At 64.2% G+C, this 12,662-nt stretch carries 11 protein-coding genes; 5 read left to right on the top strand and 6 right to left on the bottom strand.

Going from position 1 to position 12,662, the window contains the following annotated elements; genetic code table 11:
* Positions 1 to 2 precede the first annotated feature (2 nt).
* Both GZH79_RS18295 and GZH79_RS18290 read right to left on the bottom strand, forming a co-directional pair.
* Positions 3 to 1,040, bottom strand: a complete 1,038-nt coding sequence (locus tag GZH79_RS18295) for a dipeptide ABC transporter ATP-binding protein (RefSeq protein WP_211645212.1) — start codon at positions 1,038 to 1,040, stop codon at positions 3 to 5.
* Complete coding sequence (locus GZH79_RS18290) at positions 1,030 to 2,028, bottom strand: ABC transporter ATP-binding protein (RefSeq protein ID WP_211645260.1); 999 nt, start codon at positions 2,026 to 2,028, stop codon at positions 1,030 to 1,032. The genes GZH79_RS18295 and GZH79_RS18290 overlap by 11 nt, the downstream gene beginning before the upstream one ends.
* 185 nt (positions 2,029 to 2,213) lie before the next feature.
* Between GZH79_RS18290 and GZH79_RS18285 the strand changes: the two genes are divergently transcribed.
* From GZH79_RS18285 to GZH79_RS18270, 4 genes are read left to right on the top strand one after another with little or no spacing between them, the layout of a single operon-like run.
* Positions 2,214 to 3,023, top strand: a complete 810-nt coding sequence (locus GZH79_RS18285; RefSeq protein WP_211645211.1) for a glycosyl transferase — start codon at positions 2,214 to 2,216, stop codon at positions 3,021 to 3,023.
* 49 nt (positions 3,024 to 3,072) lie between these two features.
* On the top strand, positions 3,073 to 4,233 hold the full coding sequence (argE, locus tag GZH79_RS18280; protein ID WP_211645210.1) for an acetylornithine deacetylase: 1,161 nt from the start codon (positions 3,073 to 3,075) through the stop codon (positions 4,231 to 4,233).
* A complete protein-coding gene (locus tag GZH79_RS18275) occupies positions 4,230 to 5,570 on the top strand; it encodes an FAD-binding oxidoreductase (protein ID WP_211645209.1) in 1,341 nt (446 codons plus the stop codon). Before argE ends, GZH79_RS18275 begins: the two co-directional genes overlap by 4 nt.
* A gap of 53 nt (positions 5,571 to 5,623) precedes the next feature.
* Positions 5,624 to 6,787 (top strand): M20 aminoacylase family protein, encoded by a 1,164-nt coding sequence (locus tag GZH79_RS18270; protein ID WP_211645208.1) that lies wholly within the window; start codon positions 5,624 to 5,626, stop codon positions 6,785 to 6,787.
* Positions 6,788 to 6,865: 78 nt separating this feature from the next.
* Here GZH79_RS18270 and GZH79_RS18265 read toward each other — a convergent pair whose 3' ends face one another.
* Genes GZH79_RS18265 through moaA form a run of 3 tightly spaced genes read right to left on the bottom strand, consistent with a single transcriptional unit; the run spans position 6,866 to position 10,187 of the window.
* Entirely contained in the window at positions 6,866 to 7,909 is a 1,044-nt protein-coding gene (locus GZH79_RS18265; RefSeq protein WP_211645207.1) for a glycosyltransferase family 4 protein, read from the bottom strand.
* The gene (locus GZH79_RS18260; protein WP_211645206.1) at positions 7,906 to 9,180 is read right to left on the bottom strand and encodes a 3-deoxy-D-manno-octulosonic acid transferase; all 1,275 of its coding nucleotides are present in this window, start codon (positions 9,178 to 9,180) and stop codon (positions 7,906 to 7,908) included. Before GZH79_RS18260 ends, GZH79_RS18265 begins: the two co-directional genes overlap by 4 nt.
* Before the next feature lie 2 nt (positions 9,181 to 9,182).
* On the bottom strand, positions 9,183 to 10,187 hold the full coding sequence (moaA, locus tag GZH79_RS18255; RefSeq protein ID WP_211645205.1) for a GTP 3',8-cyclase MoaA: 1,005 nt from the start codon (positions 10,185 to 10,187) through the stop codon (positions 9,183 to 9,185).
* Positions 10,188 to 10,287: 100 nt separating this feature from the next.
* On the opposite strand from moaA, the gene GZH79_RS18250 reads away from it, so the two are divergent.
* On the top strand, positions 10,288 to 10,752 hold the full coding sequence (locus GZH79_RS18250; protein WP_249219283.1) for a D-galactarate dehydratase: 465 nt from the start codon (positions 10,288 to 10,290) through the stop codon (positions 10,750 to 10,752).
* A gap of 84 nt (positions 10,753 to 10,836) precedes the next feature.
* Here GZH79_RS18250 and glmS read toward each other — a convergent pair whose 3' ends face one another.
* Positions 10,837 to 12,660, bottom strand: coding sequence for a glutamine--fructose-6-phosphate transaminase (isomerizing) (gene glmS / locus GZH79_RS18245; protein ID WP_211645204.1), 1,824 nt, complete (start codon positions 12,658 to 12,660; stop codon positions 10,837 to 10,839).
* Between the last annotated feature and the right edge of the window lie 2 nt (positions 12,661 to 12,662).

Below are 12,662 nucleotides of genomic sequence, written 5' to 3'. Positions count from 1 at the left end.
CGTTAACTCCCTTGCTGGTTTGCATGTGCCTCTGCCTTTTCGGTCTTGGAGGCGTGGTTTTCATAAAGGTGGCAGGCGACAAAGCGCCCCGGTTCCACCTCTTGAAAGGTCGGGTCGATGCGCCGGCAGACGTCCATCACGGCGGGGCATCGGGTACAGAAATTGCAGCCATCCGGCGGGTTGGCAGGTGACGGCACATCGCCCTGCAGGACCACACGTTTGCGGGTCTGGCTGATTGCGGGATCGGGTTCGGGCACGGCGGACAGCAGCGCGCGGGTGTAGGGATGCAGTGGCGCGTCATACAGTGGGTCGCGGGGGGCCAGTTCCACGACCTTGCCCAGATACATCACCGCGATGCGCTGCGCGATATGGCGCACCATGGACAGATCATGGCTGATGAACAGATAGGTCAGGCCGAATTGTTCCTGCAAATCTTCCAGCAGATTGACGACCTGCGCCTGAATCGACACGTCCAGCGCCGCGATGGGTTCGTCGCAGACGATGAATTTCGGGTTCAATGCCAGCGCCCGCGCGATTCCGATGCGTTGTCGCTGTCCGCCCGAAAAGGTATGCGGATAACGCTTTGCAAACCGTCGGTTCAAGCCGACGGCGTCCATCAGGTCCAGCACCTTTTGCGCCTTGTCGGTCTTGGACAGTGTGGTGTGTTCGTCCAGCGGTTCACGGATGATCGCCTCGACCGTCATGCGCGGGTTAAGCGATGCTTGCGGGTCCTGAAACACCATCTGCATGGCGGGCCGCAGGGGGCGCAACGCGGATTGACCCGCGTTGCCGATTTCCACGCCGTCAATCTGGATACTGCCGTCGGTGATGTCATAGAGCCGTAGCACGGCGCGCCCGCAGGTGGATTTGCCGCAACCGGATTCCCCAACAAGGCCAAGTGTTTCGCCGCGTTTGATGTCGAAACTGACGCCGTCCACCGCCTTGACCGCGCCGGTCTGTCGCCGCAGCATGCCCGAATAAATCGGAAAATGCATTTTCAGGTCGCGGATACGGACCAGCGGGGTGGTGTCATCCAGCATCGCGGGTCTCCGCTGCGACAAAACAGGCGGCGTCATGGCCTGCGCCGAAATCAAAACGCGGCGGGTTCTGCTGTGCGCAGATCGCCACTGCCTTTGGACATCGGTCACGGAACGAACAGGCGGTCGGGGCTTCGCCCAGAATGGGCGGCTGGCCTTCGATGATCGTCAGACGGCGGACGCGTTCGGCGCTGAGTTTCGGAATCGTCGTCAGCAACGCCTGCGTGTAGGGATGTTTGGGGTTGCGGAACAGGTCGCGCACCGGCGCCTGTTCGACCACCTGACCGCCATACATGACCATCACGCGGTCCGCGATGCCCGCGATGACGCCCAGATCGTGGGTGATCCAGATGACGGCCATCCCCAGCTTGTCGCGCAGATCCTTCATCAGTTCGATGATCTGCGCCTGAATCGTCACATCCAGCGCGGTGGTCGGTTCATCCGCGATCAGCACCTTTGGATCGCAGGCAAGGGCGATGGCGATCATCACGCGCTGGCGCATCCCGCCGGAAAACTGGTGTGGGTAATCGTTCAGCCGGTCGCGGGCGGACGGGATGCCGACCAGTTCCAGCAGTTCCTGCGCGCGGTCGCGCGCTGCGGATTTCGACAGACCCATATGGGCGCGCAGGGTTTCAATGATCTGATAGCCCACGGTGAAAACGGGGTTCAGCGATGTCATCGGGTCCTGAAACACGAATCCAATGCGCCCGCCGCGCACGGCGCGCAGCTTGCTGTCGGACACCTGAAGCAAATCCTGACCTTCGAACGTCACCCGGCCTTGGCGCACGTCGGCGGGGGGTGACGGCAGCAGGCCCAGCAGCGACATCATGGTCACGGATTTACCGGACCCGCTTTCGCCGACGACGCCCAACAGTTCGCCCGCCGCCAGATCAAAGCTGACGTCGTTGACAGCATGCACTTCGCCGCCGCGGACACGGAAAACAGTTTTGAGACCCTGCACATCAAGCACGGCCGGTGCCCCGTTGGGCATGGGCGAACCTCCCCGGTTCGGAATGTCTGGCCGGGTTGTCATTGGCGCAACCCGTTTCTGTTACAGAACGGTAACAGGGTTTTGACACGCCGCAAGTCCCAAAGATCGGTTGACGCAAGGTCCACCTTGCCGGGCTGGTCTTGCACTGGTTCCCGCGCCATAACGGGCCAAACGAAAGGCATCCCATGTCCGTCAAACAGGTCATTTGCATCAATTGGGGCACGAAATACGGCCCGCTCTATATCGACCGGCTGTATGGCATGGTTGCACGCAACATCACGCCACCATTCAGTTTTACCTGCTTTTGCGACGATCCGACCGGCATCCGGCCAGAGGTCGATTGCCAGCCCTTGCCCGAAATCGATTATGAAATTCCCAAGGCCAAGACGGGCATCTGGCCCAAATCGCGGCTTTGGGGGCCAAAGCTGGGCACGCTGACGGGGCCGGTGCTGTTTCTGGATCTGGATGTGATCGTGACGGGATCGCTTGATCCGTTTTTCGAGCACGGCGCGCCCGATGATGTCATCCTGACCCGCAACCGTGTGGTGGCGTTTGAAAAGCTGGGGCAGACCAGCGTGTTCCGGTTTCCTGCGGGCGGGCTGTTGCCCCTGCAGACACTGTTCAAGACCGACCCCAAGGGGATCGCCGACGAATACCGCTACGAGCAGCGGTTCGTGACCCGCAATGCGCCGGGCGGCGTGAAATTCTTTCCCGACGGCTGGGTCGCGCATTTTCGGCGCAACTGTCGCCGTCCGTTTCCGCTGAACTACCTGCTGGCCCCGAAATTGCCAAAGGACACGCGCATCGTGATCTTTGCCGGTCACCTGAACCCGCAGGACGCCATCGACGGCAGGTGGAGCGATGCCGTCCCGCCCCGCAGTCCGCTGGCGCATCTGCGTGCGATCGGCCAACGCGACAGGGGTGGCAGCCTGTGGCGCTACCTGCGGCACTATATCCGGCCAACACCCTGGGTCGGGGATCACTGGCGGCCTTGAACCCGGCGCGGGGCAGGCGCAGGATAGGCGCACCTGACCGGAGCATCCCATGACCCTGACCGCCCGTGACCTGCTGGACCGCCTTGTGGGTTTTCCCACGATCAGCCGTGACAGCAATCTGGATCTGATTGATTTCGTTGAGGATTACCTGAAAGATTACGGCGTCGACAGCGTGCGTGTGCCCAATGCCGACGGCACCAAGGCGGCCCTTTATGCGCATGTCGGGGCGCAGGTGGATGGCGGGGTCGTCCTGTCGGGCCATACCGATGTGGTGCCGGTCGACGGTCAGGACTGGGACACCGACCCGTTTGTCGTGACCGAACGCGATGGCAAACTGTTCGGACGCGGCACCTGCGACATGAAAGGATTCGATGCGCTGGCCCTGTCCGCCGTGCCGCTGGCGCTGGCACGCGGGATCAAGCGGCCCTTGCAGATCGCGCTGTCCTATGACGAAGAGATCGGCTGTCTGGGCGCGCCGCCAATGATCGACCATATGGTCAGCCACGGCCTGCCGCGCGCCGATACCGTGCTGGTGGGCGAGCCGTCGATGATGCAGGTCGTGACCGCGCACAAGGGTGGGATTGGGTTTTCTGTTCATGTCCAAGGGTTTGAGGTTCATTCTTCACGCATCGATATTGGCGTCAGCGCGGTGATGCAGGCCGCCCGGTTGATCGACTGGGCAAACCGGGTGAATGCCGAACGCGCGGCAGCGGTGCCATCCGACCTCGCCGCTGCATTCGTGCCGCCCTATACGTCGGCGCATGTCGGGCGGATCAACGGCGGCACGGCGCATAACATCACCGCCGCCGACTGCCGGTTCGACCTGTCGTTCCGCACCGTGCCGGGCGAAAATGTGGATGACTGGCGTCAGCTATTCCTGAGCGAAGTCAAACGGATAGAGGCTGAAATGCAGGCGATCCAGCCATCCTGCCGGATCACGGTCGACGCCTATTTCGGCCTGCCGGGGCTGGCACCCGAACCACAGGGCCGCGCCGAAGAATTGGCCCGACGCCTGACCGGCGACAACGGCAACCATGTCGTCAGCTATGGAACAGAAGCCGGGCAGTTTCAGGAACGTGGCTATTCGGCCTGCGTCGTGGGGCCGGGCGATATCGCGCAGGCGCACCAGCCGAACGAATTTATCAGCACTGCACAATTTGCCGCCGGTGAAGCGTTTATCGCGCGCCTGATCGACGATCTGGCGCAATGACCGGGCCGATCACCGCGCGCACGCCACAGCGTTTCGACGCACCGCTGCCGCCCCGGACAGAGGTGGTGGTCATCGGCGGTGGCATCATCGGTGTGATGACAGTCTGGGAACTGGCCCGCGCGGGGGTTCCCTGCGTGTTGCTGGAAAAGGGCCGGATCGCCGGCGAACAATCCAGCCGCAACTGGGGCTGGATCCGCGCGCAGGGGCGTGACATCGCCGAACTGCCGATCATGCTGGACGCACAGGCGATGTGGCCCGGACTGGCGGCAGAAGCGGGCGATATCGGTCTGGCACAAACCGGCACGCTGTATCTGGCCCAGGACGATGCCGCACTGGCGCGCTATCGTGACTGGCTGGATCAGGCGGCACCTTATCAAGTGTCCAGCCGCATCCTGTCGGCAGATCAGGTGGCCGCGCAATTACCCGGGGCGGCACGCCGCTGGGCGGGGGCGCTGTACACACCGACCGATTACCGCGCCGAACCCTGGGTCACGGTGCCGCGGTTTGCGCAGGCGGCGGTGGCTGCGGGTGCCACGATCATCGAGGATTGCGCGGTTCGCACGCTGGATCTGTCGGCGGGGCGGGTCGCGGGGGTCGTCACCGAAAACGGCACCATCGCCTGCGGGTCGGTCGTGCTGGCGGGCGGTGCGTGGTCTTCGCTGTTTCTGCGCAACCACGGCGTCACGATCCCGCAACTGTCCGTGCGTGCGACGGTGGCCGCAACCGTGCCGATGGGCGGCGTGAACCCCGGCGGTGCGGTCGATGACCGTCTGGCGTGGCGCAAGCGGGCGGATGGCGGATTTAGCCTTGCGCCGTCGGGATTTCATGAATTGTTCATCGGCCCGGACGCGTTCCGTGCCTTTGGCGGGTTCGCGCGCCAATTGCTGGCCGATCCGCTTGGAACGTCATATAAACCCTTTGCGCCAAAAGGATATCCCGATGCATGGGGCACGCCACGGCGCTGGTCCGGCGATACGCCATCCCCGTTTGAGGCGATGCGCGTGCTGGACCCGCGCCCCCATGCGGGGCGGGTTGCGCGGCTGGCGCGCGACTTTGCCGCGACCTTTCCGGGGTTGGGGGGCGTCCGCATCGCGCAGGCCTGGGCGGGCATGATCGACGTGATGCCGGACGTGGTTCCCGTGGTGGATCATGTGGCGGCGATCCCCGGTCTGACGGTCTGCACCGGCATGTGCGGTCACGGCTTTGGGATCGGCCCGGCGATGGGCCGCATCGCCGCAAGGCTGGCGCAGGACCGGTCGCCGGGGCATGATCTGACCCGCTTTCGTCTGTCCCGCTTCAGCGACGGATCGCGTCTTGTGCTGGGACCGAACCTGTGACCCTTGCGGCCCTTCCGGCACGGTGACAGGATCAAAGCCAAAGGAGACACCCCATGCCCGTCAAGAACCGCTTTGCCGAACTGCACGACGATATCACCGCGATCCGCCGCGATCTGCATGCGCACCCCGAAATCCTGTTCGACACGCACCGCACGTCGCAAATCGTGGCCGACCGCCTGACAGCGATTGGCTGTGACGAGGTGACGACCGGTATCGGGCGCACCGGCGTCGTCGGCGTCATCAAGGGCAAAACCGATTTATCGGGCAAGGTCATTGGTTTGCGTGCCGATATGGATGCACTTCCTATCACCGAAGCGACGGGTCTGGACTACGCCAGCCAGACGCCCGGTGCCATGCACGCCTGCGGTCATGACGGTCATACCGCAATGCTGCTGGGGGCCGCGCAATATCTGGCGGAAACCCGTAATTTCGACGGCACCGTCGTCGTGATCTTTCAACCTGCCGAAGAAGGCGGCGGTGGCGGGCGCGAAATGTGCGAAGACGGCATGATGGACCGCTGGAACATCGACGAGGTCTACGGCATGCACAACTGGCCGGGCCGCCCGGTGGGCAGCTTTGCGATCCGGCCCGGCGCCTTCTTTGCCGCGACCGATCAGTTCGATGTGGTGATCGAAGGCAAGGGCGGTCACGCTGCCAAGCCGCAGGAAACCGTGGACAGCACGCTGATCGCGGCCCATTGCGTGACGGCGCTGCAATCCATCGCCAGCCGCAACGCGGACCCGGTGGATCAGGTGGTCGTGTCGGTGACATCGATTGAAAGCTCGTCAAAGGCTTATAACGTCATCGCCCAGCGGGTGCATCTGCGCGGCACCGTCCGCACCATGTCACCGGGCATGCGTGCCTTGGCCGAACAGCGGCTGGTTGCGATCTGCGAAGGCACCGCCGCGACATTCGGTGCGCGTGCCGATGTGACATACCACAAGGGCTACCCCTGCATGGTCAATCACGACGATCAGACCGCATTCGCCGCCGATGTCGCGCGCGCGGTGTCTGGCGACTGCGCCGAAGCGCCGCTGGTCATGGGCGGCGAAGACTTCGCCTTCATGCTCGAAGAACGTCCCGGCGCCTACATTCTGGTGGGCAATGGCGATACGGCCAGCGTTCATCATCCCGAATACAACTTTAACGACGATGCAATCCCGGCGGGTTGTTCGTGGTGGGCGGAAATCGTCGAACGCCGGATGCCTGCTGCCTGACGCCGCAATCGCTGTTTTCCAAATATCCCGGGGGAGGACCGTCAGGTCCGGGGGCAGCGCCCCCATCGCCGCTGGCGGTCAGCGCGCGTCCAGCAGGTCGCGGTAGATCGCCACCAGCGCTGCCGCTTCATCCGCAATGTGAAACCCGTTCACGGCACGCGGGCGGCAGGCGGCGGACCAGCGCGACAGCGTCGCGGGGTCAGCCAGCGCCGACCGGATCGCCGTTTCCAGTGCGGGATAATCCTCTGTCGGAATCAGCGTTCCGGTTTCACCGTCGGCCACGATCTCCTCGAACGCGCCGGTGCGGGTGGCGATGCTGGGCACACCGCAAGACATCGCTTCCAGCGGGGTCAGGCCAAAGCCTTCGTTGCGCTGGGGTGCGATATACAGGTCGATGGCCTGAAACCAGGGCGCGATGGTCCAGCCGGGGTCCTCTGGCAGGATGTGGATCCGGTCTGCGACGTCCGATGCCGCGACGCGGGCGCGCAGTTTGTCCATGAACCCGCTGAACTGATCGGTGACACCGCCCATCATGACCGCATGGGCCTGTGGGAACTGCGGCAGCACGGCGATCATGGCGTCGATGAACAGATCGTTGCCTTTGGACGGGCGGACGCGGCCAAAACAGCCCAGCAATGTGGCATCGACCGGCAATGCCAGTTGTCTACGCAGGGCCGCACGGTCGGTGGCAGGGCAGAAATGATCGGTGTCGATCCCGTGGTGGATCACCTGCGCGTCGCGTTTCAGGAATGCCGCCGACCGGGCAGAGGTCGCGACGACCTTGTCCTGGCGTGCGATCAACCATTTGGTCCAGCCCGAATGGTCGCGCTGTGCGGCAGAGGTGAACATCAGTTTCAGCGGTTGGCGCAGCACATGACGCAGCAGCAGGCCGACCAGCATTTCGTTGTTGCGACGTGCGTGCCAGACCCGTTTGCGGCGCGGCATGGTCAACAGATCGCGAATCCTGATCTGGGGCATCTCGGCGGGCAGTTTCGGGCCGACGCTGGCGATGGCGATATCGCGCGCCTGCAATGGCACCAGTCGCAGCACGGTCGATGTGACGCCTGAATAACGCTTTTTCAGATTGGGGGCGATGACCTGCACGGTCGCGGGATCGATCATGGGGCAGCGTCCTTTGTCATCGCAAGCAGCAGGCGGGCCAGCGCATCGGTGCCGACTCCTTGGGTCTGTTGGCAGATCCGTGCGGCCTGCGCCATGGCCTGTGCGCGGTCCGGATCATCCAGCAGGGCCGCGACCGATGCGGCAAGGGTTTGCGCCGTGATCTGCTGTGCGGCATCCGCGCGGTGCAGGGCTGCGTAATCCACGGCACAATTCGCGACCTGCGGCCCGTGCAGGATGGCGGTGCCGATACAGGCCTCCCACGGGTTATGACCCCCGGCGGTGCCCAGTGACCCTGCGATAAACGTGATCGGTGCCAGCCGATACCACAGACCCATTTCGCCCAGCGTGTCCGCCAGATAAACGGCGGCGGTGGGCCCATCGCCCTGACTGCGCCGGGTGACGGTCAGGCTACGGTCGCGGCACAGGGCGGCAATGTCGTCCGCGCGTTCAGGGTGGCGTGGTGCCAGTATCAGACACAGGTCGGGGCGGGTGGCCCGCAGGTCTGCGTGGGCATCCAGAATTGCCGCGTCTTCGCCCGCGTGGGTGGATGCGGCCAGCCAGACCGGTCGCCCGGCCAACGCCTGTGCGACAGTGGCGCGGGCTGCCGGATCGTCGGGCGGCGGCGGGGCTGCGGCCTTGAGGTTGGCCCCGACCTGCACGCGGTCCGCCCCCAGTGCGCGCAGGTTCCCCGCCGTGGCGTCGGTCTGGGCCACGATCAGCGCGAATTGCGCCAACAACCAGCGGGCAGGTGCGCCCAGACGTTGCCAACGGCGCAGCGACCGATCCGACAGGCGGGCGTTCAGCAAGACGACCGGGACGTCGCGGGCGGTGCAGGACCGCACGGTATTGGGCCAGATTTCTGATTCGATCAGCACCAGCAGGTCAGGCCGCCAATGGGCATGGAACCGTGTCAGGATGCGCGCCGTATCCAGTGGCGCGAACTGGTGCATCGCCCCCGGTGGCAGACGCCGCGACAGGATATCCGCCGACGATGCGGTGCCCGATGTGATCAACACCTGCACATCAGGGCGGGCGGCCTGCAACGGTGTAAGCAGCGGCAACAGGCTGAGCGTTTCACCGACAGATGCACCGTGAAACCAGATCAGCGGACCATCGGGGCGCGATTGCGTGGCATGGCCGAACCGTTCGCGCGCACGGGCTGGTGTGACACCGTGGTCGGTCAGTTTGGCGGTCAGACGGCGGGCCAACAACGGCACGGCAAGTGCTGCCAGCCCCGCGTAAAGCCGCAGCAGCATCGGCGGCGCGGTCACCGTCAGCCGCCGGTATGGCTCATGTGGCGGGACACCTGACCGTCGGCGGTCTGCCGCGAATAGTCGAAATCATGGCCCTTGGGTTTGAGTGCGATGGCCGCGCGGATCGCGTCGTCCAGTATGGCATCCGATTCGGACGACCGCAGCGGCGCGCGCAGGTCGGAATGACCTTCTTGGCCCAGACAGGTGTAGATTTCGCCGGTGCAGGTGATCCGCACGCGGTTGCAGGATTCGCAGAAGTTATGGGACAGCGGCGTGATGAAGCCGATATTTTGACCGGTTTCTTCCAGCCGGACATAGCGGGCCGGACCACCGGTCGATTCGGGAAGATCGGTCACGGTGTAGCGTGTCGCAAGGTCGGCGCGCAGATCCTTGAGCGACCAGAACTGGCCGACGCGGTCCTCGTTTCCGATGTCGCCCATCGGCATGACCTCGATAAAGGTCAGGTCGATATCGCGGGCGGCACACCAGCCGGTCAGGGTGAACAGCTCTTCTTCGTTGAAATCTTTCAGTGCGACGGCGTTCAGCTTGACCCGCAGTCCTGCTTTTTGGGCGGCATCGATGCCGCGGAGCACCTGCGGCAGGCGTCCCCAGCGGGTCACGCGGGCAAATTTCGCCTCGTCCAGCGTATCAAGGCTGACGTTCACGCGGCGCACGCCGGCGGCGTAAAGATCGTCGGCAAACCGCGCAAGCTGGCTGCCGTTGGTGGTCAGGGTCAGTTCCTTGAGTGCGCCGCTGTCCAGATGCCGCGACATGGACCGGAAAAAGGTCATGATATCGCGCCGCACCAGCGGTTCGCCGCCGGTAATCCGCAGCTTTTCCACGCCCAACCGGACGAATGCGCTACACATGCGATCCAGTTCTTCGAGCGTCAGCAGTTCCTTTTTGGGCAGGAACGTCATGTTTTCCGACATGCAATAGACGCAGCGGAAATCACAGCGGTCTGTCACCGAAACCCGCAGGTAACGGATGGCGCGGGCGAAAGGGTCGATCAACGGTGCATTCATAACTTGAACCTATGCACGGGCGATCAGGCGCGCAAGGCAAGACCTTGGCCTTGTCACGCTGTCGTGGCGGCGTATCTTGTCGGTCATGAAAGCATTGCTCTTGATCCCCGTCGTCGCCCTGTCCGCCTGCGAGGCCATGATGGCCCCCGCGACAGCCCCTGTCACAGCACCGGGCGGTCCCGCACCCACAAGCGCACCGGTGGCAACATTGGACCCCACGCCGCCACCGCCGCCGCCTGAAGCCGCGGTGACGGTCGATGAATTCGACACCACCACCGACGCCGACAAGGCCGCGGCACTGGAGATCACGACGCCGGTGTCCGCCACGCTGGGCACGACGCTGGTGACGTTGGGATCGCCCGCCGATCCGGGGATCTGGCTGAAAACACCGCTGGTGACGGCGTTGACGCACGGCCGCGTGACCTATCGGTCGAATGAAGCCAACGTTGAATTGCGCCCGTCAGGCGGGGCGGTCGGATCGGGCAGTGAAATGTCGCTGCCCGCCATGCGGCTGCTGGACATCCCGCTGACCGAAATCGCCGAAGTGACCGTATCGCGCAGGTAGCGGACCGGGTCGGGGCGCTGCCCCCGCCGCGCGTGCCGCGCGGCCCCCCGGGATATTTCTGGCAAGAAGAAGAGGCAGGCCGCGCTATTCGACGGTGACCGATTTCGCAAGATTGCGGGGCTGGTCCACATCCGTGCCTTTGGCGATGGCGGTGTGGTAGGCCAGCAGTTGTGCCGGAATCGCATAGAGGATCGGCGCCAGAAACGGCGAGACCTGCGGCAATGTCAGCACCTTCCACGTACCCTGCGATGCGGTCTGGGCGCCCTGTTCGTCGGTGATCAACAGGACCTTGCCGCCGCGGGCCATGACCTCTTGCATGTTGCTGACGGTCTTGTCGAAAAGCGGGTCGGTCGGGGCCATGACGATGACCGGCACATGGGCGTCAACCAGCGCGATGGGGCCGTGTTTCAGTTCGCCTGACGCATAAGCTTCGGCGTGGATATAGCTGATTTCCTTGAGCTTCAGCGCACCTTCGTGGGCGAGGGGATACATGGCACCACGGCCCAGGAACAGGATATCGCGCGCTTCGGCCAGTTCGGTCGCGATGGCGGCAACCGTGTCTTCGATACCCAGTGCCGTGTTCATTACGCCGGGCAGTTGCCGCAAGTCGGCAAGGTGGCCGTTCAGCGTGGCGGCGTCGATTTCGCCCCGGTCATGCGCGGCCTTCAGCGCCAGCAGGGCCAGGGTGGTCAACTGACAGGTAAACGCCTTGGTCGAGGCGACGCCGATTTCCGCGCCTGCAAGGATCGGCAGCGCCAGATCGCTTTCGCGTGCGATGGAGCTTTCAGGGACGTTCACGACCGACACGATCCTGTCCGCCTTGCCCGTCATATAGCGCAGGGCGGCGAGCGTATCGGCAGTTTCGCCCGACTGGCTGACGAACAACGCCACGGTGCCGGGGGTCACGGGCGGTTCGCGGTAGCGGAATTCGGACGCCACGTCGATTTCGACCGGCAGGCGCGCGATCTGTTCGAACCAGTATTTCGCAACCATGCAGGCATAATACGCCGTGCCGCAGGCCACCATCGTCAGGCGGTCGATTTTTGCGAAATCCAGACCCGGATCGGGCAATGTGACCGCATCGGCGTCGGGCGTGATGTAATGGGCCAGCGCACCTTGCAGCACGGTGGGCTGTTCGGCGATTTCCTTGGCCATGTAGTGTTTGTAGCCGCCCTTGTCGGTGCTGGCGGCGACGGTATCGATGCGGCGCATGTCGCGGTGGACCTGCTGGCCATCGGCATCGCGGATTTCGACCGTGCTGCGGGTCAGCACGACCCAGTCGCCTTCGTTCAGATAGGTGATCTGATTGGTGATCGGGGCCAGCGCGATGGCATCCGACCCGATGAAGTTTTCGCCGTCACCGTGGCCGATGGCCAGCGGGCTGCCCTTGCGCGCGGCGATCAGCAGATCGTCGTGACCGTCGAACAGGAAGCACAGCGCATAGGCGCCTTCGAGCCGGGCGATGGTGTCGCGCGCCGCGTCACGCGGGCTGTGGCCCCGATCCAGATAATATTGTGCCAGCAGCGCCACGGTTTCGGTGTCGGTGTCGGTGGAATGGGCGATGCCCTGATCGGCCAGAAACGTGCGCAATGCGCGGAAATTTTCGATGATGCCGTTATGCACGACTGCGACGGATGCGGCGCGGTGGGGGTGGGCGTTGGTTTCGTTCGGCGCGCCGTGGGTGGCCCAGCGGGTGTGGCCGATGCCGACCTTGCCCGCCAGCGGTTCATGCACCAGCCGGTCCTGAAGGTTGACCAGTTTGCCCACCGCACGGCGGCGGTCCAGCGTGCCGTTATGGACCGTGGCGATGCCTGCGCTGTCATAGCCACGGTATTCCAGCCGCTTGAGGCTTTCGACCAGCAGGGGCGCTGCTTCGTGTTTGGACAGAACGCCGATGATTCCACACATAT

It is taken from the genome of Loktanella sp. SALINAS62, assembly GCF_018263905.1.
Taxonomy (GTDB): Bacteria; Pseudomonadota; Alphaproteobacteria; order Rhodobacterales; family Rhodobacteraceae; genus Loktanella.
This window is presented reverse-complemented; position numbering and strand designations above follow the sequence as displayed.